Here is a 23,971-nt window from a genome sequence, read left to right as displayed (position 1 = left end):
CCGCAGTTGCGGCCCGTTGTTGTGCCCTGCTCCGCGAAACCTGGCGAACCATTGCGGTCCGGATTGCAAAGTCAAAGCGCCATGCTTTGCAGCGTTTCGCTGCGTATTTCCTCGGTAACGCGCGCCTTGAGCGCCATAAATTCCGCCGTGGTCTTTAAAGTGTAGTCACGGGGATGGGGGAAGTTTATCGCCACCTCGGTTTTAATCCGTCCCGGCCTGGCGCTGAAGATGGCGACTTTATTGGCCATAAAAATGGCCTCGTCGATATCATGCGTGACAAACAGCACCGTCTTGCGTGACGACTCCCATATTTTCAACAATAATTCCTGCATCAGCACCCGCGTTTGATTGTCCAGCGCGCCGAAGGGTTCATCCATCAGCAGGACTTTCGGATCGTTGGCCAGCGCGCGGGCGATGGCGGTGCGCTGCTGCATGCCGCCGGACAGCTGGCGCGGGAAATGCTGCTCAAACCCGCGCAGGCCGACCTGATCGACAAAATAATCGCAGCGCTCGCGCTGCACGCCCGGGCTCAAGCCCCGTTCCCGCAGCCCAAAACAGATGTTCTGCGCCACCGTCAGCCACGGAAACAACGTATAGCTCTGGAAGACCATGCCCCGATCGGCGCCCGGGCCGTCAATCAGTCCCCCGTCCAGCCACACTTCCCCGGTGGTGGGCCGATCGAGACCGGCGACAATCCGCAGCAGGGTGGATTTACCGCAGCCCGACGGGCCGAGGATGGTAATAAAATCGTTTTCCTCCACCCGGTAGTCGATGGGCAGCAACGCCTGGGTCTGCTGGCCCTTGGGGCCGTTAAAGACGCGCGACACCTGGCGGATGGCGAGTTTTCCGGGGGTCATGAGGAAATGCTCCAGGCAAACAGGCGGCGGTTCACCGCCTTGAACAGGAAATCGGAAATCAGGCCGATACAGCCGATAACGATAATGCCGAAAATAATCTGCCCGGTATTGAGCAGCGCCTGGCTGTCGACAATCATATGGCCGATACCGCTGGACGAGCCGATTAGCTCAGCCACGATCACATAGGTCCAGGCCCAGCCCAGCACCAGGCGCAGCAATTCGGCAATCTCGGGCGCCGCGCCTGGGATCAGCACCCGTCGCACGATACTGCGGTTCGAGGCGCCCAGGGTATAGGCGGCTTCCACCAGATCGCGCCGCGCCGCGCCCACGGTGACCGCGATCATCAGCACAATCTGAAAAAACGAGCCGATAAAAATCACCAGAATTTTTTGCATTTCGCCAATGCCGGCCCACAGGATCAGCAGGGGAATAAACGCCGACGCGGGCAGGTAGCGGCAAAACGAGACAAAAGGTTCAAGAAACGCCTCCACCAGTTTATACGACCCCATCATGATGCCGAGCGGCACCGCCAGTACCGCCGACAGGATAAATCCGCCCAGCACGCGCATCACCGTCATGCCGATATCCAGCGAAAAATTGTACTCGGTAAACAGCAGGTAGCCTTCGTGCACCATGGTCAGCGGGTCGGCCAAAAAGGTCGGCGACACCCAGCCGGCGAACGTGGCCCAGGCCCAAAAGCCGAAAAACAGGATAAAAAAACCCAGCCCGAGAAACCAGCGCTGCCCGGTTGAAACCGCGCGCAGCGGCACCATCAGCGGGTTGTGCCGTACTTTCTTCGCCGCCGGCAACGGCGCCGGTTGCCCGGCGGCCGGCGAGGCCTTGTCAACGGACATTGCGCGCCCCTTATTGATTAACGTAGCTGGCGTCATACAGTGTCTTGATATCGGGGATTTTGCGGATCACCTTCATTTGCAGCAGCAGTTGCGCCGCCTCCCGGCTGAAGCTGTCGATTTCGCCATTAAAGAACTGGCGGTTCTGCGCCCGGTCCTGCCAGCGCAGGTAGCTGGCCGACTCGGCAAATTCCTTGCCCGATTCCTTAACCGCCGCGCCCATGATTTCATTGGCTTTATCCGGCTGAGCCTTGATCATATCCAGCGCGTCGAAATAGCTGGCGACCAGCGCCTTGGCGGCCTGGGGATTTTGCTTGAGGAAGGCGGGCGTACAGCCCAGCGTATCCATAACCATCGGATAATCGAGGGTGGTGGCCAGGATCTTGCCTTTATCCGGGCTTTGCCGCACCGAGGAAAGATAAGGCTCGTAGGTCATGGCGGCATCGTTGCTGCCGGCGATAAACGAATGGGCGGCGGCTTCGGGCGAGAGCGTGGTGGTCTTGACGTCTTTAAGGCTCATGCCGTTTTTATCCAACATCCAGGCCAAGGCGAAATACGGCGAGGTGCCCGGTGCGTCGACGCTGATGGTTTTGCCCTTCAGCGCCTTGATGCTGTCGATGCCGTTGCGCACCACCAGGCCGTCGGCGCCGTAGGATTTATCCAGCTGGACAATCTGGGTGATGGGCACGCCGTTGGCGTTCCAGGAAATATAGGTTTCCACCGTGGTGGCGGCGCACTGCACGTCGCCGGAGGCAATAGCCAGGTGGCGGTCTTTTTGCGGGATCATTTTGACGGTGACATCCAGGCCGTGGCGTTTAAATATCCCCGCCTTGTCCGCCAGGGTCAGCGGCGCAAACCCGGTCCAGCCGGAAATACCGATGGCCAGCGGCGTGTCGGCCGCCATCGCCGGCAGGGCACCGGCCAGGCCGAGCGCCAGAATAAGGGCGGTCTTCAGCGGTTGAACGCGGCGTTGCAATGACGTACTGGCACAGGCGATGCTCATATCCCACTCCTGAAATAACGCCGGCTAAATTAACCGGCAAAAATGTGTTCGCGGCCGGCTAAGGCGCCTGCCGCCCTGGCTAACAACTGTATAAGCTTGTCTATACAAGACTCTTTACCTAGGCAGGAACTAAGCAAAGCTTGTGCCATCTTGCCCGTGGCCGGTTATTTGACGATAAGCGTCGCCCTGAACGGGCGAGTCCCGCAATCACGGACGCGCCGCGTTGGCAGCGCGCACCCCGTGGCGCGGCCGATGAATCATTATGGCGCGCCATGCACCAAAATCATGCAGGCGATGCTTCTATCGGCCATAAGAGCCGCCTGGCGCGGCTAGCGACGGGAGATATCCGCCCATAGCGCCACGCCATCGCCGTCGGCGGGCCACAGGCGCAGCGGCGCGCCGAGTTGTCGCCACCAGATGCCCTCGCGTTGCGTCAGCGGCGTCTCGCCCTCAAGGTGCCAGCGGCCCGCCAGTACATAGATTACGCCGTCGCCGCCCGCGGGCAGGCGCTGCTCGCCGGTCAGGCGCTCTACTCGCGCCCGCCGGTCCCGGCGGCGGGTCATGATATTGAAATCCCGGCTCGGGCCGCCCGCCAGCCGCGCGCTGATGGCGTCCTCGCCGGCAAAGGCATGCGGCACGCCGGGCCGGGTCAGGGCATGGGATCCGCCGGCGGCGTTATGCAGCGTCACGCCGTCGCCCTCCAGCAGGGCGATAATCCGATCCACGCCGGGGAAGGAGGAAAAGGCCCCGTCGCGGTCGATGGTGGCGATGCTGGCGCGCCAGGCAAACGCCGCCGGGTCGCCGCCCGCCGGCAACGCAGCGGGCGCATCAGGCGGGCAGCTGATAATTTCGCGCGTTTCGCCGCCGCCGTTGCGCCAGGGGGACACCGGCAGGCCGGTGAACGAAAACCTGACCGGCCGGCTCACAGCGCCTCCCGGCGCAGGTCGCGCAGCACGCGGGCGAAAGACTGGGCGCTTTCCCGTTCCAGGGCATGGTGCCCGTCGCTGATTACCCGGCGGCCGGCGACGAACACATCGCGGATTTGGCCGGGGCCGCCGGCAAACAGCCAGCGATTGAGCAGGTCGCCGTCGTCGGCCGAGGCGATATAGGGATCTTCGCCGTCCAGCACCAGCCAGTCGGCGCGCATACCGACCGCCAGCGCGCCCAGCGGTACGCCGCAGGCCTGCGCCCCGCCCCGCAGCGCCGCGCCGTAAAGATTATCGCCGAGCGTGGGGTGCAGCGCGTCGGCCAGACGGTTGCGCCGCCGGTCGCGCAGGCGCTGTCCGTATTCCAGCCAGCGCAGCTCTTCCACCACGTTGAGCGAAACATGGCTGTCGGAGCCGATGCCCCAGCGGCCGCCCTGCCGAACATAGCCATCGGCCGGGAAGATACCGTCGCCCAGGTTGGCCTCGGTGGTGGGACACAGCCCCGCTACCGCGCCGCTGCGCGCCAGGCGGGCCAGTTCTTCCTCATCGAGATGGGTGGCATGGATCAGGCACCAGCGTTCATCCACCTTAACCTGATCCATCAGCCAGCGAACCGGACGGGTTCCCGACCAGGCCAGGCAATCCTCCACCTCTTTTGTCTGCTCGGCCACGTGGATATGTACCGGCAATTCCGCCGCCGAGGCCTGCAGGACCTCGTGGATTTGCCGCGCGCTGACGGCGCGCAGGGAATGGAAACACAGGCCCAGGCGCTGGTGCGGCTGCGTGGCCAGATGGGCTTGCAGCGCCTGCTGCTGGCGCAGGTAGCTGCCGGTATCCTGAATAAAACGCCGCTGCCCGGGGGCCGCCGCCTGTTCGCCGAAACCGCCGTAGGAGTACAGCACCGGCAGCAGCGTCAGGCCGATACCGCTCTCGGCCGCCGCCTGGCTGACGCGCAGCGCCATTTCCGCCGGATCGGCGTACGCATGGCCCTGGGGATCGTGATGCAGGTAATGGAATTCCGCCACCTGGCTGTAGCCGCCTTTTAGCATCTCGATATACAGCTGGCGGGCGATAATGCCCACCTGCTCCGGCGACAGCCGTTGCACCATGCGGTACATCACATCGCGCCAGGTCCAGAAGCTGTCCTTCGGATCGCCGAAGACTTCCGTCAGTCCGGCCATGGCGCGCTGAAAGGCATGGGAATGCAAATTGGCCATGGCGGGCAATACCGGCCCGGCGAGAGACTCGGCGTCCTGTGCGCCGGCATCTGATTCAATAGCGACGATCGTTCCCTGGGCGTCGATCTGCAGTCGGACATTGTGGGTCCATCCCTGCGCCAGCAGCGCACGGGGGGCAAAATAAACGGGCATGGCGGTTTCCGGTTAAAGTGAGAGTGATAGGAGTGTCTATCCAGACGAAATGCTTATCCACTTGTCTATACATATACATACGCTGAATTGAACAGTAAACTGTTTTGTTATTATCCCTGTCATCAGAGGTCGGAAACGTGTCTGAACTACTGTCAGCGGCGCAACTGTCCGCCATCATGAGCGATACGCCGGCGCCCATCTATCAACGGGTTAAACAGGCGATCGTGCAGCAGATACGTTCCGGGGCCTGGGAGCCTCATCGGCGCATCCCGTCGGAAAGCGAACTGGTGGCGGAGCTGGGGGTCAGCAGGATGACCATTAACCGGGCGCTGCGCGAGCTGACCGGCGAAGGTTATCTGCTGCGGATGCAGGGCGTCGGTACCTTTGTCGCCGAGCTCAAGCCCCAGACCGCCATGCTGCAAGTGCGCAATATCGCCGATGAAATCGCCGCGCGCGGCCATCGCCACAGCAGCACCCTGCTGACCCTGGAAGCGCGCCAGGCGACCGGCGAGGAAGCGTTATCCCTGGGCATCCAGCCGGGTGAGCAGCTGTTCCATTCGCTGATCGTGCATTATGAAAACGATATTGCCGTACAGTTGGAAGACCGCTGCGTCAATCCCTTGACCGCGCCCGATTATCTGCGGCAGGATTTCAACCTGATTACGCCCTATTTCTACCTGACGCAGGCCGCGCCGCTTACCGCCGGCGAGCATCGGGTCGAGGCGGTAAACGCCAGCAGCCGCGAACGCGAGCTGCTCCAGCTGGCGGATAACGAACCCTGTTTGCTGATTCACCGGCGCACCTGGTTCGGCAAACTGGTGGTGACCTCCGCGCGCCTGCTGTATCCCGGCACGCGTTATCAGCTGTTTGGCAGCTTTATCGCCTAGCGCGGGGCGCGCCGCGGTCCAGGGCGGCGCGTTGCCTGAACGGCTGTGGGGTTTCAATAGACTTTTTTATCAACCTAGCGGGAGATCAATCCATGCCGGTAACGGAACATTTTGACGCCGTATGGTCGGGGGCCGACGTGGCGACCCTGCGCAACGGCCGCTATGACATCATCAGGGACGGCGCGATTGCCGTCAGGGGCGAACGCATCGCCTGGGTCGGACCCAGGGACGAGCTGCCGGCGGCGGACATGGCGGCCCGGCATGATTTCGGCGGCGGCATCGTCACCCCCGGCTTTATCGACTGTCATACCCACCTGGTATTCGGCGGCAATCGCAGCCATGAATTCGAACAGCGGCTTAACGGCGTCAGCTATGCGGACATAGCGGCCGCCGGCGGCGGCATTCTGTCCACGGTCAACGCCACCCGCGGCGCGTCCGAGGATGAACTGATGGCCGCGGCCGTTCCCCGGCTGGCGATGCTGATGGCCGACGGCGTCACCTGTATCGAGATAAAATCCGGCTACGGACTGACGCTTGAGAGCGAAATAAAAATGCTGCGCGTCGCCCGGCGCATCGCGCAGGCCTATCCGGTCCAGGTCAGGACCACGCTGCTGGCGGCCCACGCGCTGCCGCCGGAATACCGGGGGCGCGCCGACGAGTATATTACGCTTATCTGTGAACACTGGATTCCCGAGGTGGCGGCGCTGGGACTGGCCGACGCGGTAGACGGTTTTTGTGAACACCTGGCCTTCTCGCCCGCGCAGATAGCCCGGGTATTTACTGCCGCCCGGCAGGCGGGCCTGCCGGTCAAACTCCATGCCGAACAGCTCTCATCCCTGGGCGGCAGCAGCCTGGCCGCGCGTTACGGCGCGCTGTCGGCGGATCATCTGGAATATGCCACCGACGACGACGCCCGCGCCATGGCGCAGTCCGGCACCGTGGCGGTCCTGCTGCCGGGCGCCTGTTATATGCTGCGGGAAACCCAGCTGCCGCCGGTGGCGCTGTTTCGCCGGCATGGCACGCCGATGGCGCTGGCCAGCGATATCAATCCAGGCACCTCGCCCGCCTGCTCCCTGCGTCTGATGCTGAACATGGGCTGCACCCTGTTTCGCATGACGCCGGAGGAGGCGTTGGCCGGCGTGACGATTAACGCGGCGCGGGCGCTGGGACTGGCGGAATCGCAGGGCACCCTTGAAGCCGGCAAGCTGGCCGATTTTGTTCACTGGCCGGTGGCGCATCCGGCGGAATTAGCTTACTGGCTGGGCGGGCAACTGGCCGGCAGCGTTATTTACCGCGGCGTACGCCGCGCGTAATCCTTCTTTTCAACAGGGTTTTCCAGGAGGGCATCCGCGATGAGCATTACCGAACCCTATACTTTTGAAGCTGGCACCATTCCGTTGTTATTGAGCATCCCCCATGCCGGCACGCGGCTGACGCCCGCGGTGGCGGACGGACTGAGCGACGCCGCCCGGCCGCTGCCGGATACCGATTGGCATATCCCCAGGCTGTACGATTTCGCCCGCGCCCTCGGCGCGCATATCCTCATCGGCACCTACTCGCGGATGGTTATCGATCTTAACCGGCCCGCCGACGATAAGCCCCTGTACACCACCGCCACCACCGGCCTGTATCCCGAAACGCTGTTTGACGGCACGCCGGTGTTTAAACCGGGCGCCACGCCCGATAAGGCGGAACGCCGGCGTTACCTTGATGAAATCTGGCATCCGTACCATCGCAAACTGCAGGATTGCCTGAGCGACATCAAGGCGCAGCATGAATATGCGCTGTTGCTGGACGCCCATTCCATCGCCTCGGTTATCCCGCGGCTGTTCGACGGCACCCTGCCCGATTTGAATTTCGGCACCAACGACGGCATGAGCTGCGCGCCGTCGCTGGGCGAGGCGCTGGCCGCGTTTTGCCGGCAACAGCCGTTTACCCATGTGATTAACGGCCGTTTCAAGGGGGGATATATTACCCGCGCCTACGGTCAGCCCCACGCCCGCCAGCATGCGGTGCAGCTGGAACTGGCGCAGTGCAATTATATGCGCGAGGAACAGCCGTTCGACTACCTGCCGGAGCGCGCCGGCCAGCTACAGCAGGCGCTGCGCTCGCTGGTTGCCACGCTGCTGAGCTGGGGCCAGCAACCGCGCTAGCGTTGTGTCGCGCCGGTTACCGAGGCGCGCAGGGCGTGGTACGGCGCGGCCCTTTGCTGAGCGGACGGCTGAGCGGACGGCGGGCCGTCGCCCGCTCAGTCGTCGGGGGCGAAACAGAGGGTATATTCGCAGCAACCGTCGCAGCTTGGCGATCGGCAGGTCAACTCGCCGGTCTGCGCCAGGCAAACCTGGCGATAAAAAAACTTCTTCCAGCGCATATTGCGATCGTTCATCGCCACCAGCGCCGGAAAGCAGGCCTGCATCAGTTCCCGCAGTTCGCCGCGCGAGGCCAGGCCCAAATCCTGCCACAAATGGTTAAATCCCAGCGCGGCGACGGCAAGCAGCCGGTTCAGCGGTTCGGCGCCGGCGCACATATATTGCGCCAGCCAGTCGCCGAGCGCCTGGCATTCCTGCTGGCGGGTGCGCGCGAGCAGGGCGAGCAGCGCATCCTGTTGCTGCAATACCGCGCCGCGGGAACCGGGATCCAGCCGTACGCGCCGCGCCAGTGCCTGGTATTGATCGGGGGACAGTCCCATGGCGGCGGGAAAACGCGCGCTTCCCGCCAGATGGTTGGCCAGCAGCCGGCGCAGCCAAATGTCCGGCGGCGCGCTAAGCGGTTGATGCGCGGGACAGGCGACCATCAGGCGACCCCCTTGACGGCGGCGGCAGTCTTTTGGCCGCGCTGTCGCCACCATTGGCCGAGCGTGGCGGCGACCGGCTGCCAGGCGCCGCCGACACAAGGCTCGATGCCGGCCTGTTCCAGGCGCTCCCAGGGTCCCATGCCGATACGGGCGCAGAACACCGCCGCCATGTCCGCCAGCAAATCCACCACGGCGTCCAGGCGCAGCTCCGGCTGGAGCGCCTCGTCGTCGCAGTCGGTTTTACCGCTGCAAAACGGCGGGGTAAAACGTTCGCCGATGGGGATCACGCCGGCGGCGGATACGCTGTAAATCTGGAAGCGCCGCGCATGGCCGAAATGCTCGTCGATGGCGGTTCCATGGGCGGTCGCCACCGCCACCAGGCAGGCGCCGGCGGACTCAGACTCGCCCTGCGAGGCGATGCCGGCCTGGATTTGCGCGCGCTGGCGCATCACCGGCAGGTAGGATCCGGCGTTCTGTGGTATTGCCGACAGCGGGAAGCTCTGGCTGCGATCCTCCCCGAGCATGCCGATGGCATCGGCGCGGCACTGCTGGCAATGCGCCATTTGCGGCATGGATCCGCCGCATAAACCGCGCACCGCCTCGACTTCCCCGGCGGTAGGTTCCGGCTGGCCGCGCAGGCCGTATACCGTGCCATGCTCCGGACGGGAAATCAGCGGCATGACATTATGCAAAAACGCGCCCCACTCCCGTGCTTTTTCGCTGACCGCCGGCAAATGCCGGTCGTTAATGCCGGGGATAAGCACCGAATTGATTTTCACCAGCACGCCGCGCGCGGTGAGACGGCGGATGCCTTCCTGCTGGCGGTCCAGCAGCAGGGCCGCCGCCTCCCGGCCCTCCAGGCGCTCGCCGTCAAACCAGAGCCAGGGATAGATCCGCGCCGCGATATCCGCATCCAGCGCATTCACCGTCACGGTAACGTGATCGACACCGATATCCACCAGCCGGTCGACCACGTCCGGCAGCCCCAGTCCATTGGTGGACAGGCACAGTTTCATGTCCGGCAGCGCCAGCCGCAGTCCTTCCAGGGTTTTAAAGGTACGGGCAATATTCGCCAGCGGATCGCCGGGACCGGCGATGCCAATCACCGACAGCTGCGGCAGCGCCGCCGCCACATGGCGCGCCTTGGCGATGGCCTCGGCGGGGGACAGGACCTCAGATACCACGCCGGGGCGGGATTCGTTGCTGCAGTCGTATTTGCGATTGCAGTAATGGCATTGCAGATTGCAAGCCGGCGCCACCGCCAGGTGCATGCGGGCGTAGCGGTGATGGGCAAAGCGCGAATAGCACGGATGCTGCGCCGCCTTATCCGCCTGAAGCGGAGTCAGGGAAGCGCCGGGGCCGGAAGAGCCGCAGCCGCTGGATGAGGACTGACAAGATGCCATGTGAACCGCCTTATGCAAAACGACATGACAGGAGTGCTGCAATCGCCATGCCCAGACAAAAGCAGAATAAAATTCTTTTTTTACAAGCCATTACGCCTCTGCAGCATTTACCGTCCCCGGCGTATGACAACACGGCGTGCCGACATTGTCTTAAACCCGACAACACGCCAAAGGCGCCGGGCTTAGCGTTGGTCCGTCATCCGTTCGTCCTGGCTGGCCAGGCGGTAAAGGGTAAAGCTATTGTCGTCGGCCGGCCGGCCGCCGCGCCATAACGGTAACCACCGGGGTCCTGGTTTTTTCTCCGGGCGGGTCAGGCTGTCCTGCACCAGCAGGAGCGTGCAGAGTCGGACGGCCGGATTTTTTGTGACACCGTCACCCTGACCGGAATGACCCGCATAAAGGCGCCGGCCCGCCATACCGGTGACATAATGCAGCATACCCAGTTCCGACTCGCCCATGCCATCGGTGGCCAGGCAACCGGCATCACCCACCCAATTGGCCAGGGGCGAGAAGGCTTCTTTATAGCTGCGCGCCGCGTCAAACCAGGGCATCAGCAGAACAAAGGCCACCCCCCACAGGGTCGACAGACCGGAAGTCCACGCCAGGAGCAAGCCGGCACCGCGGCGGGCGCGCAATATCAGCCACCATAGCGACACCAGCCCACAGGCGGCCATCGCCGCCAGCGGATCGGGGCGCAGCGTAAAAGGCAACGGGAAAACGTGATCCACCCCGGGCCATATGACGCGCAGCAACACCGGTTCGATGCCGTTGGCCAGCGCAGACCAGGTGGCGACGACCACCATCAGCGCCATGCCGAACAGAGCGTCCAATGCCCGCCGCGCGACGGCCCATCCCTTGCCGTCCCGGCACGCCAGCCCGGCTGCCGCCGGCAGGGCCAGCAACGCCAGGGCGGGATAAACCGGCAACAAATAGATATCGCGCGCCGATCCCGAGGCGCACAGCACCGCCACGCCTACGGCGGAAAAGAGCGCCGTCACGCCATAAGCCGGCCGGTGCGCCAGCCAGGCCGATAGTCCAATCCGCCCCGCCGGCGGCACGGCGTTCACGGCGCGGGCCGGGCGCATCTCCGGCCCGGCCGCCTTGTGCCATAAGCGTCCCGTCGCCAGCCGGCCTAGCCCTGCGCGTGCGGCCCGCATCAAGCCGGCAAACACGCCCGCCAGTACGATGACGGAGGCGGGGGCGCCGCCGATCAGCACCGCCCTGATCCTGTCCTGGAATGGATTATCATGCCCGCCAAGCAGGGTGTTCCCGGTGAAACGGCCGATATTATTAACCCAGAACCACTCGGCGAATAAATCCGGGTCCGCGCGATACAATGCCCATGGCCATGGCAGCGCGAAAGGCAGCGCTGCCGTCGCCGCGCCAAGCCAAAACCGCCGCCCCGCGCGCTGATGGAAGCCGGGTATCAGCGCCAGGCACAGCATCAGCGTCACGCCGGCAATACCCGGCACCAGCAGCCCTTTGCTCAAAAAGGCCACGCCGGCGCCCAGCCCGAACAGCAGGCCATAACGACCGCCCTTTCCCGGCGATGCGGCATACCCCGCCGGGCCGGAGATACCTGGCCGCGCACCCGCCAACGCCAAGCCGGCCAGCGCCACCGCCGCGCCCGCCATCTGTCCCAGGTCGGCGGTAAATTTATGCCCGTGTTCGGTAAGCCCGGCGGTGCCCGCCAGCAGACAAACCGCCGTCAGACGCCAGTCTTGCCGTGTGATAACGCCCTCTTCCCGCCGCGTATCATGCCTCTCGTCATATAAACGCCGCGCCACCCGGCAGCAGGCCCAGAACGCCACGACAAGGCATACCGGCACCGCCAGCCGGGAGGACTCATGGGGCGGCAGCCAGGGAATCAGCCTGGCGCACAGCGCCCCAAGCCAGAACATCAGCGGCGGTTTTTCCAGAAAGGGATCCCCGCCCACATGCGGCACCAGCCAATGCCCGTGGGTCAGCATATTCCAGACAATGCTAAACGAATACGGCTCATCCGCCTTCCAGGGGAAACGGCCGAAGGTACCCAGCAAAAAATAGGCGGCAAACAGCAGGTAGGCCCCCCGGCGCAGCAGGATCCGGCCGTGCGCGCCGTCGCCGGTGGCGTCAGCCCGGGAAAAACGGCATTTTATGGTCTTTAACAACATTTAATCTTCTATCCCTAACAATTACGGTGTGCATTCTTTTACACATAACTATATGAATATATACACTTTTATTCGCCAGAGGCCGCCCATCATCCCTTTTTCCTGCCGCGATGCCAAGCCTGTGCCACCACAATTTTCCCGCGGGGCGCTGCCGGCGGAGGCAACGCTGGCCCCGGGCCGGCGAAGGCGCCTGGCGGCCTTTTGGACCGCTATGTGTTATCTTAAGCGCCGGAAAAGCCCGTCAGAACATGACGGCTTATGGATGGATCACTAGGTGGTGGAATTTATGATGGAAAAAAAGAAGACCTTCCCGCAGCAGAAAAATCACCTGCATCCGCGCAACCGTCATCGTTCACGCTATGATTTCACCGCGTTGATAGCCAGCCTTCCGGCGCTGGAACCCTTTGTTAAACCCAACGCCTGGGACGATATTTCAGTGGATTTCGCCGATCCCAATGCGGTAAAAATGCTTAATCGCGCGCTGCTTAAGCATTATTACGGCATCGAGCATTGGGATATTCCCGCCAATTATCTCTGTCCGCCGATCCCGGGGCGCGCCGACTATCTGCATTATCTCGCGGACCTGCTGGCGGAAAGCAACGGCGGGGAGATTCCCACCGGCAAAGGTGTGGCCGTGCTGGATATCGGCATCGGCGCCAACTGCATTTATCCCATTATCGGCCAGCGCGAATACGGCTGGCGCTTTACCGGTACGGAAAACGATCCCCTGTCGCTGAACGCGGCGAAAATGATCGTCAGCATGAACCCGACGCTTAAAAACAGCGTGCGGTTGCGCCAGCAAAAAGACAGTAACGCCATCCTTGACGGCATGATCGGTATTGCCGAGCGTTTTGACGTCACCCTGTGCAACCCGCCGTTTCATGCCTCGGAGGAAGAAGCGATCGCCAGCACGCGGCGTAAATTGCATAAGCTGGGCAAAGGCGAGGTGGCCGCCAAGCCGGTGCAGAACTTTGGCGGCAAAAGCAGCGAACTCTGGTGCGAAGGCGGTGAACTGGCGTTTGTCGGCAAAATGGTGGCGGAGAGCGTGGGCAAAAGCAAAAATTGCCTGTGGTTTACCTCGCTGATTTCCAAGCACACGACGCTGCCGCCGCTCTATGAGGCCCTAAAGCAGGCCGGGGCCGCCGACGTGCGCACCGTGGAAATGGCCCAGGGCCAGAAAATCAGCCGCTTTATCGCCTGGACCTTCCATGACGCGCAACAGCGCGCGCAATGGGCCGCCGAACGCTGGCACTGATGCCGTCGTCGTACCGGCCTGCGGGCAAACGGCCCGCCCTGGCCCGTGAGCATCCCCTTTGTGCCCGCCGACACGTCGCCGTACCGCTTACAAACGGTGCATATTGATATTGAGGATCTGGATGCGATAGGCGACCTGGCGCGGAGTCATGCCCAGCAACCGCGCCGCCTTGGCCTGCACCCAGCCTGATTTTTCCAGCGCCGCGATAAGCTTTTGCCGATCGTCCATATCGCTATCCCCCGGCGCCTCCGCATGCGGCGCGGGCGCCATGCCGCGTGGTATCGCCGCCGGCGCCATGGCGGACGCCTCGCTGTGGTTGAACAGGATCACGTCGCGATCGATAAGCCCTTCTTCCGACATTACCGACGCCCGCTCCAGACAGTTTTCCAGTTCACGCACATTGCCCGGCCAGCCATACCCCATCAGCAGGCGCAGCGCGCCGTCGCTGATGCGCAGGTCCCGTCCCTGCTTTGCCGCCAGCTTGGCGATCAGGAACTGGGCCAGACCGACGATATCGTCCTGGCGCTCGCGCAGGGGCGGCAGGTTGATCGGCATTACGTTAAGCCGATAGTACAGATCCTCGCGAAAACGCCCCGCGCGCACCTCTTCCTCCAGGTTGCGGTTGGTGGCGGCGATGATACGCACGTTGACCTTAATGGTGGTATCGCCTCCCACGCGCTCCATTTCGCCTTCCTGCAAAATGCGCAGCAGCTTGGCCTGGAACGACGCGCTACTCTCGCCGATTTCATCCAGGAACAGCGTGCCGCCGTCGGCCAGCTCGAACCGACCTTTGCGCTGGCGCACCGCGCCGGTAAAGGCGCCCTTTTCATGGCCGAACAGTTCGCTTTCCAGCAGGTTGTCCGGCAGCGCCGCGCAGTTGAACTTCACGAACGGCTCAAGGGTGCGCGGCGAGTTGTAATGAATGGCGTTGGCAATCAGCTCTTTGCCGGTGCCGCTTTCGCCGCGCACCAGCACGGTGGTATCCCATTTCGCCACCTGGCGGATCACGTCGAAAATCTGGCGCATCGGCTGGCTGTTGCCTACCATGTTGTCAAAGCCGTACTGATGCTTGACCTTGCGGCGCAGGGTGTCGCGTTCCTGGCGCAAGGCCTCGGTCTCGACGCTCATATGGCCGACCAGGCGCACGGTCTGGCAAATCAGATTGGCCACCATTTCCAGAAAGCGGGTGCTGGCCGGCAGCCGATCCTCATGCAGTTCCATCGGCTGCGCCGCCAGCACGCCCAGCGGCACCCCGTCCGGTCCCGGTATCGGCACGCAAATAAACGGCAGCCCGTAATCATACAGGTTCAGCCGGTCGAGAAAGCGCGGGTCGTCGGACACGCGCGGCAGCACCAGCGAACGCTGCTGGCTCATCACCGTGCCCAGAATGCCTTCGCCGATGCGATAACGGACATTCTTGCATCCTTTCACCACCTCGGTATCGGCGCCATACAGCGCTTCGATAAACAGGGCGCTGCGGGATTTGTCAAACAGGCACACCATGCCGTACTGCATATAGGCGTGTTCATACAAGGCCTGGATCATGGCCTCCAGGGTCTGTCCCAGGTCAAGTGAACGGCTGAGCGCCACGCTTATTTTATGCAGCGCGGTAAACTGCTGGGAAAGATCAAAACGCCGTGAAGCCTGCGTGGGAGTGGGGAATTGGCTCATTTTGATTCTCCTGTCATCACCGGACGCCGGAATGGCATAGCGGGCAGCGGCAGGCGCAGGGTCAATAAGGTCCCGCCCTCCGCGTGGATATGAAGATCGATCATGCCCTGATGGTTGCCGATCAGGGTTTGTATCAGCCGCAGCTCCATACCGTGCCCCGGCAGGGTAAAGGTTTGCGCCGGCACGGCGTTTTGCACCGGATGCAGGGACAGATTGTCCTGAAGCGCAAAAAAGAACGCATTATCCTGCGTGTAGGCATGCAGGGTCAGGAGCAGCGGCGAGGCCGGACGTTCACCGGCGAGGATCAGGCAGCGGTCTAGCCACAGGCTTAACGACGCCAGAATCTGGTGGCGCTGTCCGTAGCCCAGCAGCACTTCCGGTTCGCACCGCCATTGCAGTTCGCCCAGTGAGCGGATGCGCGGCAGGTACAGATCGGTCAAATCCTGCAGCAGATCGCCTATCGACCAGAAATCGCTTTCTTCTTGTTCCAGGGACGGCCGGCAAGCCTGCAGCCGCGCCAGCGCCTGCTGCCCTTCCTGCCAGGCGGCGTCCAGCCCGGGATGCACCAGGCCGGCGGGGCTCAGGCGGCGCGCGGCGGCCAGCATATTCAGCGGACCGCTTAACTGTACCATCGCCGCGTCCAGTGATTCGCGGATTGCCGCCAGCAGTTTGCCGGAGACCAATTTCTGCTTAAGCTGGTCCAGCCGTTGCTGCGCGCGCTGTCGCTGCCGTTCGCTGTCATCAATCAGGGTCACCAGGGTACGCGGCGGCGCGATATCGGAAAAATAACGGCTGACCTCTTCATTGACTTCCGACAGCGGCCAGATACTCAGCCCGAATACCCGCGGCACGCCGCCGATATGCACGGTAACGCGCTCGCCGGACGCCAGCCGCGCTTTATTTTCCGGATACCCCATTTCCGCCAGCAGTTCCCGGCCGCCGTAGTCGGCGCACAGTGTTTTATAGGCCAGGTTGTCCATCACGATGGCGTCATGTTCGTCCAGCACCACCACCGGCGCCGGCACGTTGTTCAATACCGCGGCGATCAGGGACATCTGGTTGCGCAGGCGCTGCATCAGGGCGTAGCTGTCGGAGATGTCCTTATGCATGCCGAGGAAATGCTCGATCTGGCCGTCGGGGCTGAAAATGGGCGATATGCTGACCTCGGCCAGGTACAGGCTGCCGTTCTTGCGCTGGTTAATCAACTGCCCGACCCAGGGCAAACCCTGGATGAGGGTGCTCCACATTTCCTGGTAATGTTTTTTCGGCGTCTGGCGACTGGCCAATATATTGTGGTTCACCCCGGTCAGCTCAGGTTCGTCATAACCGGTCAATTGCCGGAACGCCAGATTGGTATAAACGATGCGCGCGTTGGGATCGGTTATCGAAATCGCCACCGACGACTGTTCCACCGCCGTATAAAACAGCCCGGGACGCAATGTTGACAACGCCGGGGCACAAACGGGGGTAGCTATCAACGATGCATCATCAAATAAAGGAATACGCATAACCTCTCCTGCGGGTCGGGATAAAAACAGGCTGTGCGATTCACGACAATTTGTCTGATCTTCCGACAGGATGATGTGAACCGCAGTAACCCGATAAATTGTGCAAGATTAATACCGCATGTTGAAAAACCGGCGAAAACCTTGATCTGAACAGGGGTTTTGCGGCCAAAAAAGGCCGCCGGCGCCCATCATCATCCCCCTGCCGCGCCCCGGCCGGCGGCGGCGCGCGCCGTTATGATCCCTTTACTGCACCGTATTTGCCCATTTTTTGCCCAGCCCACATTGGCACAGCTTTCGCAATACCCCCTATGAACAGGTATCGCGTCGTCGGGGATCCGAATGAAAGAAATATTGCTGATAGTGCTGGCCAACGGCCTGGTGAACAACATCGTGCTCGCGCGCTTTCTCGGCCTGTGCTCCTTTATGGGCGTCACCAATAAAGTGGATTCGGCGTTGGGCATGTCGATGGCCACCACCTTTGTCATCACCCTGTCCGCCGGCCTGGGGTGGGTTATCTATCACTGGATCCTGGTGCCGCTGGGCATGGAATATTTGCGCCTGCTGTCGCTGATTATGGTGATTGCCTCGCTGGTACAGCTGCTGGAGCTGTTTATCGCCAAACAAAGCCCGGCGCTGTACCGCACGCTGGGCATCTTCCTGCCGCTTATCACCACCAACTGCGCGGTGCTGGGCGTGGCGCTGCTGGTGCTGGACGACAATCTGAGTTTCCTGCACAGCGTGGTCTTCGGCTTCAGTTCGTCGCTGGGATATTCGCTGGTGATGGTGATTTTCTCCGGCCTGCGCGAGCGCCAGGGCAACGCGTCGCCGCCGCTGGTGTTTCGCGGCGCGCCGATTAACTTTATTACCGCCGGCATACTGGCGCTGGCGTTTACCGGCTTCGCCGGGCTGGCCGGATAAGGAGAACAGCGTGGAGAGTATCTTACCGGTGCTGGCGGTTCCCGCCATCGGCACCCTGATCGGTTACCTGCTGGGATATGCCGCCATCTATTTTAAGGTGGAAAAAGATCCGCGCATCGAAGCGGTCATCGCCCTGCTGCCCAACGGCCAGTGCGGCCAGTGCGGTTTTCCCGGCTGCGCCCAGGCCGCCGGCGCCATGGTGCGCGGCGAAGCGCCGGTCGGCGCCTGTACGCCGGGCGGGGCGGCGCTGGCGAAACGCATCGCCTTGCTGTTGGATCGGCCGGCGGACGACGGCGCCGAAAGCGTACCGCAGGTGGCGGTGATCGACGCCCAGGCCTGCGACGGCTGCGGCCGCTGCCAGAAAAAGTGTAATTTCGACGCTATTATCGGCGCGACGCGGCAACAGCACGGCATCCTGGGCGATGATTGCACCGGCTGCGCCGCCTGTCTCGCCGTCTGCCCGCGGCAGGCCATCGCGCTGCGGGCCGACCCGCAGCTCACCCCATCGGCCGCAAAACCCCGTTTTGACGTCCGGGAGGCATCCTATGTTTAGCGCCCGCTTAAAACCCCACGGCGGCATCCGCCCCTATAGCCATAAATCCCTGACCCGCGATATCGCCATTCGCCCGCTGGTCATGCCGCGCCAGCTGATTATCCCGCTGCGCCAGCATACCGGGCCGGCGGCGGTGCCGCTGGTCGCCTTGGGTGACAGTGTCACCGCAGGCCAGCGGATCGCCGAGGCGCGCGAAAGAATGTCCGCGCCGGTGCACACCGCGCTGGCCGGCGTGGTCACCCGCATCGTTGAAGGCGAACAAGGCGCGGTTACCGTCAACGTGTCCGCCGACCAGCCGGCGGCGCCCCGCCTGCTGGCCGCCGCCGGCCTGGACGAAGCGCAGGCCATGCTGTCACTGATTGAACAGGCCGGCATTGTCGGCATGGGGGGCGCCATGTTCCCGGCCGCCGATAAAATACGCATGAGCCTGCGTTATCCCATTGAAACCCTTATCGTCAACGGCGGCGAATGCGAGCCTTATCTCACCACCGACGATCGTTTAATGCGTGAGCAGGCGGAATTTATCATCGGCGGCATCCGCTACCTGCAGGCCATAACCCACGCCAGGCAGGTTTATATCGGCATTGAGGATAATAAAACCGAGGCCATCGCCCGACTGGACGCGCTGTGCCGGCAGGAAGAGCATATCGAGGTGGTGATCCTACCCTCGCTCTATCCCATCGGTTCGGCCAAACAAATGATAGAAGCGGTGACCGGGCGCCAGATTCCGCAAAACCGCCGTTCCACCGAAATGGGCGTGCTGGTGCAAAATGTCGGCACCTGTATCGCCATCTTCCACGCCATCCGTTTCGGCAAACCGGTTACCCACCGGGTCATTACCGTCAGCGGCCGCGCCATTGAACAGCCGGCCAATCTGCTGGTGCCCATCGGCACGACGATTAAGGATATCATCAGCCAGTGCGGCGGCCTGAAATCCCAGCCGGCGCGCATGGTGCTCGGCGGACCGATGATGGGCCGGGCGGTGGAATCGCTGGATACGCCCATCACCAAAGGCACCAGCGGGCTGCTGCTGCTTAACGGCGACGAATTGCCGCAAACCCGCCCCAGCGCCTGCCTGCGCTGCGGCCGTTGCCTGGATGCCTGCCCGATGAGCCTGGCGCCGCAGGCCATGTTTGCCGAACTGAAAAACGACGGTTTCGCCAAGGCCCGGCAGCAAGGACTGGATGCCTGCCTGTTGTGCGGATCCTGCGCGTATGTCTGCCCGGCGGCGCTGCCGTTGACGCAGTTTTTCGACTGGGGTCAGCAGCAGTTGCGTCTTATCAAGCGCCAGGAAGACAAGCTGGAGCGCACCCGGCACAACAGCGCCAAACGTCAGGAACGCCTGGCGCGGGAAGCCGCCGATAAAGCGGCCGCCCAGGCGGCGAAACCCGCCAGGCGCGCCAGGCGCGCCGCACCGCCCTCGGAGGAAACACCATGTTAACCGCGCCACATGCCCATCAGGGACTCAGCGTCGACCGGCTGATGTACCGGGTCAATATTTCCCTGTTCCCGGTCGTGATCCTGGCCTTTTTGCAATTTGGCGCCCAGTCGGTCCTGCTGATTTTTTGCTGCCTGCTGACCGCGCTTATCTGTGAGGCCCTGTGCCTGAAACTCAATCCGGCGGCCCAGGGTCATACCTTCGACGGCGCCGCCATTCTCACGGCGCTTATCCTGGCGCTGAGCCTGCCGCCCCATGCGCCGCTGTGGCTGGGCGCTTTCGGCAGCGCGGTGGCGATTATCTTCGGCAAACATATCTACGGCGGCCTGGGGCAAAACCTGTTTAACCCCGCCATGCTGGCGCGGGTGGTATTGCTGATCGCCTTCCCGGTGGAGATGACCCGTTGGGTCAGTCCCGCCGCCTTTTACAACGGCGCCTTTTACCACCTGGGCGTGGACGGCATGACCGGCGCCACCCTGCTGGGCGGCTTCAAGGAAAGCGGCCGCGCCCATCTGGAGCTGCTGTCCAACCTGCTGGGCAACCGCAGCGGCAGCCTGGGCGAAACCTCGTCGCTGCTGCTGCTGCTCGGCGGGCTGTGGCTTATTCAGCAGCGGGTATTCAGCTGGCATATCCCGGTGGCGACCCTGCTGGGATGCCTGGTCCCCGGCCTTATCCACTGGCTGATCGCGCCGGCGGGCATCGTGCCGCCCCTGGCCCAGCTCACCAGCGGCGGGCTGCTGCTCGGGGCGTTTTATATCCTTACCGATCCGGTCACCGGTCCGGGCAGCGTGCGCGGCCGGCTGATCTACGGCCTGCTGGCGGGGTTTATCACCTATTGCATCCGCGCCTTCGGCAATTTCCCCGAGGGTATGGCTTTCGCCGTGCTGCTGGTGAATGCGGTCACGCCCCTGATTGACAACTATACCCAGCCGAAGGCCTACGGCTACGTGGGCGGCAAGGAGAAATCATCATGAGCAATCTGCTTGGCCGCGCGGCGGCGCACTACCTGCCGGCGCGGGAAAGCCCGTTTACCCAGGGGTTTTTACTGGGATCCTTTACCCTGATCGTTTGTCTGCTGGTGGCCGGCTGCTGGTGGCTGACCCACGAACAGATCGTGCAGCGCGAAAAGGAGGATACCCAGGCCATGCTGTCGCAGGTGTTCCCCGCCAGTCATTATGACAACGCATTGGCGGACGCGCAGCGAAGCCTGGTTATCGACGGCCGGACGGTGAGCTTTTTCCGCGCCAGCCTCAACGGGCAACCCAGCGGCATCGTCATGACCAGCGAAACCCAGGGCTACGGCGGCCCGATCCAGCTGCTGACCGGCATTGACGCCAAGGGCGCCATCACCGGCGTCAGGGTGATTAGCCATAAGGAAACCCCGGGCCTGGGCGACGCCATCGAGCTCGGCCATAGCCCGTGGATCCGCAGCTTTGACGGCAAGTCGCTGACTAATCTTACCGAGCAGCAGTGGCATGTCAAAAAAGACGGCGGTCAGTTTGACGCCTTTACCGGCGCCACCATCACGCCGCGCGCCGTGGTCAAGGGCGTGCATGAAAACCTGGTGCTGTATCGTGAAAAACAGGCGGAATTCTTGGGCGGCCAAGGCGCGCCGGAAAACGGGGGGAACTAATGATGAGTGAAAACAGCCAGCCGCAGCTGCGGGATATTTTGACATCCGGTATATGGACCAATAACGTCACCTTTGTGCAAATCCTCGGGCTGTGCCCGCTGATGGCCATCACCACCACCGCCACCAACGGGCTGGGCCTGGGCCTGATGACCGCCATGGTATTGGCCTGCTCCAATTTTATCGTCTCGGCGCTGCGCAAGGTCACGCCCAACCAGATCCGTATTCCGGTCTACATTTCCATTATCGCGTCGCTGGTGACCATTCTCGATCTGACCATGAATGCCTGGATGCACGATTTGCATAAGGTCATGGGTCTGTTTATTCCGCTGATCGTCGCCAACTGCGCCCTGCTTGGGCGGGCGGAGGCGTTTGCCGCCCACCATAAAATCCTACCGGCGGCGCTGGACGGCCTGGCCACCGGACTGGGGTTTACCCTGGGCCTGACCAGCGTCGGCGCGGTACGTGAGATTCTCGGCAGCGGCACGCTGTTCAGCGGCGCCGCCCTGCTGCTCGGTCCCCATTTTCATTTTCTCGAACTGCATCTGCTGCCCGGCTACCGCGGCTTTTTGCTGATGCTGCTGCCGCCCGGCGGGTTTGTGGTGATGGGCATGCTGCTCAGCGGCATCCGTCTGGTAAAGCGCCTGACCAGCCGGGAAAGCGCATCGCTTAAGCTTGCCCGTCAACCCAGCGGAGGTTGTCACTGATGAAATTTTCCGTGGCTCACGTCAACGGCGCGCAGGGCCGCTGTATTGAAATGAAACTCGATGCGCCGGTCACGGTGCGCCAGGCCATTCTGGCCTCGCCGCTGCCGCAGCTGTTTCCTTATCTTGACCCGGATACGCATCGCATCGGCATCTACGGCCGGCTGTGCCCGCCGGATACGCAGGTCGGCGAAGGCGATCGGGTGGAGATTTATTTACCGGCGACGCGCCGCGCCGAAGATGATGAAGATGAGCAGGATTAACGCCGGCCGGGATCATCCTCTGGTGCAAGGCACGTTATCCGCCCGGCGTCCGCTCCCGGCGGGGTGCGTCGGGGCGCGGATTATCCGGCCAGGGCTTTTTTTGGCAAAGTTAACAATTGGGGAACATTCTTATGGCTAAGATCGGCATTTTTTTTGGTACTGACACCGGCAAAACCCGCAAGATCGCCAAGCTGATCCATCAGCAGTTTGACGGCGAGGCGGACGAACCGAAAAACATCAACCGCGCCACCCTTGAGGATCTGCTCGCCTACCCGGTACTGATCCTCGGCACGCCGACGCTGGCCGACGGCCAGTTGCCGGGCCTGGACGCGGAATGCCAGAGCGAATCCTGGGCGGAATTCGCCGATACCCTGGCGCAGGCGGATTTAAGCGGCAAAACCGTGGCGCTGTTCGGCCTGGGCGACCAGGAGGCCTATCCGGATAATTTCGTCAGCGCCATGGGTGAACTTTACGATATCGTCTCGGACGCGGGCGCCAACGTCGTCGGCGCCTGGCCTCGGGAAGGCTATGTCTTCAGCGCGTCGGCGGCGCTGGAAGGCGACGAATTCGTCGGACTGGCGCTGGACCAGGATAACCAGGCCGACCTGAGCGCCGATCGGGTGGCAACCTGGGTCAGCCTGGTGAAAGCCGCGCTCTAGACCGCCGGGGTCGACTCGTCCAGCATCACCAGGGCGTCGTGCAGGATTTTCTCCACGTCCATCATGCCGTAGTCAATGCTGCGGATAATGGCGACGGGCTTGGACGGCGAGTTGTAGATGCCGACGATTTCATTCAGTTTGTACTGAATATGCGGCCCCAGCAGCAGGCAGTCGTAGTCGGCGCAGGTATCGCCGATATGCTCCAGATCGACAAAGCTGACCTGGACAGCAAGGCCCTTGGCCGCGGCCAGCGCCTGCATCCTGCGGGCCAGCACCGACGAGGAGGTGCCGGAAACGCAGCATAAGAGGATTTTTTTCATGCTTAACCCTTGTCTTTATGAGGTTAAGCCTAGTATGCACCGGCGACCGGGAAAAATTGTGCCTCATATCCCGAATTACACTTCGGGTTAATCCCGGATCAACGCCCGCCGGGCGGCGTGCCGGCCGCTACGTCCCGTGTGCGGCTGGTTCAGTAAAGCGTCTTTTTCAGCCGGTCCGGCAAGGCCTGGTCGTAGGCGTCGCCATCAATGCCGGCGTTGGAAATCGCTTTCAGCACCGCCCCCGCGCTGGGCAGCCTGTCGCGCGCGATTTGCGTGGCGGGATCCCACAGGCGCGCGCGGATAACGGCGCGGCTGCATTGGAAGAAAACGCTTTGCACCCTGATGCGCAGCACCGTGCGCGGCGGGTTGCCCGCCATGGCGAAACGCGCCAGCAGCGCCGGTTCAACGCTGATGTCGGCCGTGCCGTTGACCCGCAGCGTTTCGCCGATGCCCGGGATCAGGAATAATAACGCGACGCGCGGGTCCTCGACGATGTTCCTGAGGCTATCGATGCGGTTATTGCCGCGCCGGTCGGGCAAGAGCAGCGTGCGGCTGTCCTCGATATGAACAAATCCGGCCGGATCGCCGCGCGGCGACGCATCCAGGCCGCTGCCGCCCGCCGTTGCCAGCACCGCGAACGGCGCGGCTTCGATAAACGGCCGGTAGGCCGGATGAAGATAATCCGTTTCCTTGACAATCGAGGGGGGCGCTACCGCGCCGTATATCGCCTCCAGCTGTGCAGCCGTGGTGAGGCGAAAGTCATCTTGTGGCATAGGTTTCTCCTGCGGGATAATGCGGGCGCAGCGGT

Annotated in this window: 24 protein-coding genes; 12 read left to right on the top strand and 12 right to left on the bottom strand. The window is 62.8% G+C overall.

The genetic code is table 11. The features are described from left to right. Nucleotides 1–71: 71 nt before the first annotated feature. The 5 genes from ABUK12_RS03240 to ABUK12_RS03220 form a co-directional block, all read right to left on the bottom strand. Entirely contained in the window at nt 72–857 is a 786-nt protein-coding gene (locus ABUK12_RS03240; RefSeq protein ID WP_410014930.1) for an ABC transporter ATP-binding protein, read from the bottom strand. Further along, nucleotides 854–1,630 carry an ABC transporter permease gene (locus tag ABUK12_RS03235; RefSeq protein WP_410016817.1) on the bottom strand — a complete coding sequence of 259 codons (777 nt, stop codon included), beginning with the start codon at nt 1,628–1,630 and terminating at the stop codon, nt 854–856. Before ABUK12_RS03235 ends, ABUK12_RS03240 begins: the two co-directional genes overlap by 4 nt. A 91-nt stretch (nt 1,631–1,721) precedes the next feature. Beyond that, nucleotides 1,722–2,612, bottom strand: a complete 891-nt coding sequence (locus ABUK12_RS03230; protein ID WP_410016816.1) for an ABC transporter substrate-binding protein — start codon at nt 2,610–2,612, stop codon at nt 1,722–1,724. Between the two features lie 428 nt (nt 2,613–3,040). Continuing rightward, nucleotides 3,041–3,637 (bottom strand): HutD family protein, encoded by a 597-nt coding sequence (locus ABUK12_RS03225; protein WP_410014929.1) that lies wholly within the window; start codon nt 3,635–3,637, stop codon nt 3,041–3,043. Continuing rightward, the gene (locus ABUK12_RS03220; protein WP_410014928.1) at nt 3,634–5,007 is read right to left on the bottom strand and encodes a formimidoylglutamate deiminase; all 1,374 of its coding nucleotides are present in this window, start codon (nt 5,005–5,007) and stop codon (nt 3,634–3,636) included. The genes ABUK12_RS03225 and ABUK12_RS03220 overlap by 4 nt, the downstream gene beginning before the upstream one ends. A 176-nt stretch (nt 5,008–5,183) precedes the next feature. On the opposite strand from ABUK12_RS03220, the gene hutC reads away from it, so the two are divergent. From hutC to hutG, 3 genes are all read left to right on the top strand, one after another. Next, entirely contained in the window at nt 5,184–5,894 is a 711-nt protein-coding gene (gene hutC, locus ABUK12_RS03215) for a histidine utilization repressor (RefSeq protein WP_410016815.1), read from the top strand. A gap of 92 nt (nt 5,895–5,986) precedes the next feature. Continuing rightward, a complete protein-coding gene (gene hutI, locus ABUK12_RS03210) occupies nt 5,987–7,207 on the top strand; it encodes an imidazolonepropionase (RefSeq protein ID WP_410014927.1) in 1,221 nt (406 codons plus the stop codon). A gap of 39 nt (nt 7,208–7,246) precedes the next feature. Next, on the top strand, nt 7,247–8,047 hold the full coding sequence (gene hutG, locus ABUK12_RS03205; protein ID WP_410014926.1) for an N-formylglutamate deformylase: 801 nt from the start codon (nt 7,247–7,249) through the stop codon (nt 8,045–8,047). A gap of 95 nt (nt 8,048–8,142) precedes the next feature. Here hutG and ABUK12_RS03200 read toward each other — a convergent pair whose 3' ends face one another. From ABUK12_RS03200 to ABUK12_RS03190, 3 genes are all read right to left on the bottom strand, one after another. Beyond that, on the bottom strand, nt 8,143–8,688 hold the full coding sequence (locus ABUK12_RS03200; protein ID WP_410014925.1) for a nitrogen fixation protein NifQ: 546 nt from the start codon (nt 8,686–8,688) through the stop codon (nt 8,143–8,145). Continuing rightward, a complete protein-coding gene (gene nifB, locus ABUK12_RS03195) occupies nt 8,688–10,091 on the bottom strand; it encodes a nitrogenase cofactor biosynthesis protein NifB (protein ID WP_410014924.1) in 1,404 nt (467 codons plus the stop codon). The genes ABUK12_RS03200 and nifB overlap by 1 nt, the downstream gene beginning before the upstream one ends. A gap of 182 nt (nt 10,092–10,273) precedes the next feature. Continuing rightward, a complete protein-coding gene (locus ABUK12_RS03190) occupies nt 10,274–12,244 on the bottom strand; it encodes an ArnT family glycosyltransferase (protein ID WP_410014923.1) in 1,971 nt (656 codons plus the stop codon). Between the two features lie 289 nt (nt 12,245–12,533). On the opposite strand from ABUK12_RS03190, the gene rlmF reads away from it, so the two are divergent. Beyond that, nucleotides 12,534–13,499, top strand: a complete 966-nt coding sequence (gene rlmF / locus ABUK12_RS03185) for a 23S rRNA (adenine(1618)-N(6))-methyltransferase RlmF (RefSeq protein WP_410016814.1) — start codon at nt 12,534–12,536, stop codon at nt 13,497–13,499. A gap of 87 nt (nt 13,500–13,586) precedes the next feature. Here the strand turns inward: rlmF and nifA are convergent, their stop codons facing one another. Continuing rightward, nucleotides 13,587–15,170, bottom strand: a complete 1,584-nt coding sequence (gene nifA, locus ABUK12_RS03180; protein WP_410014922.1) for a nif-specific transcriptional activator NifA — start codon at nt 15,168–15,170, stop codon at nt 13,587–13,589. Next, entirely contained in the window at nt 15,167–16,678 is a 1,512-nt protein-coding gene (locus tag ABUK12_RS03175) for a PAS domain S-box protein (RefSeq protein WP_410014921.1), read from the bottom strand. The genes nifA and ABUK12_RS03175 overlap by 4 nt, the downstream gene beginning before the upstream one ends. Before the next feature lie 339 nt (nt 16,679–17,017). Between ABUK12_RS03175 and rsxA the strand changes: the two genes are divergently transcribed. From rsxA to ABUK12_RS03135, 8 genes are all read left to right on the top strand, one after another. Next, the gene (gene rsxA / locus ABUK12_RS03170; protein ID WP_162365699.1) at nt 17,018–17,596 is read left to right on the top strand and encodes an electron transport complex subunit RsxA; all 579 of its coding nucleotides are present in this window, start codon (nt 17,018–17,020) and stop codon (nt 17,594–17,596) included. A gap of 10 nt (nt 17,597–17,606) precedes the next feature. Then, nucleotides 17,607–18,149, top strand: a complete 543-nt coding sequence (locus tag ABUK12_RS03165) for an RnfABCDGE type electron transport complex subunit B (RefSeq protein ID WP_410014920.1) — start codon at nt 17,607–17,609, stop codon at nt 18,147–18,149. Then, nucleotides 18,142–19,590 carry an electron transport complex subunit RsxC gene (gene rsxC / locus ABUK12_RS03160; RefSeq protein WP_410014919.1) on the top strand — a complete coding sequence of 483 codons (1,449 nt, stop codon included), beginning with the start codon at nt 18,142–18,144 and terminating at the stop codon, nt 19,588–19,590. The genes ABUK12_RS03165 and rsxC overlap by 8 nt, the downstream gene beginning before the upstream one ends. Continuing rightward, on the top strand, nt 19,584–20,561 hold the full coding sequence (locus tag ABUK12_RS03155) for an RnfABCDGE type electron transport complex subunit D (protein WP_410014918.1): 978 nt from the start codon (nt 19,584–19,586) through the stop codon (nt 20,559–20,561). The genes rsxC and ABUK12_RS03155 overlap by 7 nt, the downstream gene beginning before the upstream one ends. Further along, a complete protein-coding gene (gene rsxG, locus ABUK12_RS03150; protein ID WP_410014917.1) occupies nt 20,558–21,220 on the top strand; it encodes an electron transport complex subunit RsxG in 663 nt (220 codons plus the stop codon). Before ABUK12_RS03155 ends, rsxG begins: the two co-directional genes overlap by 4 nt. Further along, nucleotides 21,220–21,924, top strand: a complete 705-nt coding sequence (locus ABUK12_RS03145; RefSeq protein WP_410014916.1) for an electron transport complex subunit E — start codon at nt 21,220–21,222, stop codon at nt 21,922–21,924. The genes rsxG and ABUK12_RS03145 overlap by 1 nt, the downstream gene beginning before the upstream one ends. Further along, the gene (locus tag ABUK12_RS03140; RefSeq protein WP_410014915.1) at nt 21,924–22,184 is read left to right on the top strand and encodes an RnfH family protein; all 261 of its coding nucleotides are present in this window, start codon (nt 21,924–21,926) and stop codon (nt 22,182–22,184) included. The genes ABUK12_RS03145 and ABUK12_RS03140 overlap by 1 nt, the downstream gene beginning before the upstream one ends. A gap of 131 nt (nt 22,185–22,315) precedes the next feature. After that, complete coding sequence (locus ABUK12_RS03135) at nt 22,316–22,843, top strand: flavodoxin (RefSeq protein WP_410014914.1); 528 nt, start codon at nt 22,316–22,318, stop codon at nt 22,841–22,843. Here ABUK12_RS03135 and ABUK12_RS03130 read toward each other — a convergent pair. Together ABUK12_RS03130 and ABUK12_RS03125 are read right to left on the bottom strand one after the other, a co-directional pair. Next, nucleotides 22,840–23,163 carry a PTS sugar transporter subunit IIB gene (locus ABUK12_RS03130; RefSeq protein ID WP_410014913.1) on the bottom strand — a complete coding sequence of 108 codons (324 nt, stop codon included), beginning with the start codon at nt 23,161–23,163 and terminating at the stop codon, nt 22,840–22,842. The two genes, ABUK12_RS03135 and ABUK12_RS03130, sit on opposite strands and share 4 nt — an antisense overlap. A gap of 149 nt (nt 23,164–23,312) precedes the next feature. Then, nucleotides 23,313–23,936, bottom strand: a complete 624-nt coding sequence (locus ABUK12_RS03125; protein WP_410014912.1) for a pyridoxamine 5'-phosphate oxidase family protein — start codon at nt 23,934–23,936, stop codon at nt 23,313–23,315. Nucleotides 23,937–23,971: the final 35 nt, after the last annotated feature.

Origin of the sequence: Sodalis sp. C49, assembly GCF_046352915.1 — a bacterium.
Lineage (GTDB): Bacteria > Pseudomonadota > Gammaproteobacteria > Enterobacterales > Enterobacteriaceae > Acerihabitans.
Note: the sequence above shows the minus strand (reverse complement) of the source record. Positions and strands in the feature narration are given on the sequence as shown.

Bases quoted from the DNA above. Each gene is read 5' to 3' on its own strand.
- ABUK12_RS03240 (WP_410014930.1), bottom strand. From the start codon at position 857: ATGACCCCCGGAAAACTCGCCATCCGCCAGGTGTCGCGCGTCTTTAAC.
- ABUK12_RS03235 (WP_410016817.1), bottom strand. From the start codon at position 1,630: ATGGTGCCGCTGCGCGCGGTTTCAACCGGGCAGCGCTGGTTTCTCGGG.
- ABUK12_RS03230 (WP_410016816.1), bottom strand. From the start codon at position 2,612: ATGGCGGCCGACACGCCGCTGGCCATCGGTATTTCCGGCTGGACCGGG.
- ABUK12_RS03220 (WP_410014928.1), bottom strand. From the start codon at position 5,007: ATGCCCGTTTATTTTGCCCCCCGTGCGCTGCTGGCGCAGGGATGGACC.
- hutC (WP_410016815.1), top strand. From the start codon at position 5,184: ATGAGCGATACGCCGGCGCCCATCTATCAACGGGTTAAACAGGCGATC.
- hutI (WP_410014927.1), top strand. From the start codon at position 5,987: ATGCCGGTAACGGAACATTTTGACGCCGTATGGTCGGGGGCCGACGTG.
- hutG (WP_410014926.1), top strand. From the start codon at position 7,247: ATGAGCATTACCGAACCCTATACTTTTGAAGCTGGCACCATTCCGTTG.
- ABUK12_RS03200 (WP_410014925.1), bottom strand. From the start codon at position 8,688: ATGGTCGCCTGTCCCGCGCATCAACCGCTTAGCGCGCCGCCGGACATT.
- nifB (WP_410014924.1), bottom strand. From the start codon at position 10,091: ATGGCATCTTGTCAGTCCTCATCCAGCGGCTGCGGCTCTTCCGGCCCC.
- ABUK12_RS03190 (WP_410014923.1), bottom strand. From the start codon at position 12,244: ATGTTGTTAAAGACCATAAAATGCCGTTTTTCCCGGGCTGACGCCACC.
- rlmF (WP_410016814.1), top strand. From the start codon at position 12,534: ATGGAAAAAAAGAAGACCTTCCCGCAGCAGAAAAATCACCTGCATCCG.
- nifA (WP_410014922.1), bottom strand. From the start codon at position 15,170: ATGAGCCAATTCCCCACTCCCACGCAGGCTTCACGGCGTTTTGATCTT.
- ABUK12_RS03175 (WP_410014921.1), bottom strand. From the start codon at position 16,678: ATGCGTATTCCTTTATTTGATGATGCATCGTTGATAGCTACCCCCGTT.
- rsxA (WP_162365699.1), top strand. From the start codon at position 17,018: ATGAAAGAAATATTGCTGATAGTGCTGGCCAACGGCCTGGTGAACAAC.
- rsxC (WP_410014919.1), top strand. From the start codon at position 18,142: ATGTTTAGCGCCCGCTTAAAACCCCACGGCGGCATCCGCCCCTATAGC.
- ABUK12_RS03155 (WP_410014918.1), top strand. From the start codon at position 19,584: ATGTTAACCGCGCCACATGCCCATCAGGGACTCAGCGTCGACCGGCTG.
- rsxG (WP_410014917.1), top strand. From the start codon at position 20,558: ATGAGCAATCTGCTTGGCCGCGCGGCGGCGCACTACCTGCCGGCGCGG.
- ABUK12_RS03145 (WP_410014916.1), top strand. From the start codon at position 21,220: ATGATGAGTGAAAACAGCCAGCCGCAGCTGCGGGATATTTTGACATCC.
- ABUK12_RS03140 (WP_410014915.1), top strand. From the start codon at position 21,924: ATGAAATTTTCCGTGGCTCACGTCAACGGCGCGCAGGGCCGCTGTATT.
- ABUK12_RS03135 (WP_410014914.1), top strand. From the start codon at position 22,316: ATGGCTAAGATCGGCATTTTTTTTGGTACTGACACCGGCAAAACCCGC.
- ABUK12_RS03130 (WP_410014913.1), bottom strand. From the start codon at position 23,163: ATGAAAAAAATCCTCTTATGCTGCGTTTCCGGCACCTCCTCGTCGGTG.
- ABUK12_RS03125 (WP_410014912.1), bottom strand. From the start codon at position 23,936: ATGCCACAAGATGACTTTCGCCTCACCACGGCTGCACAGCTGGAGGCG.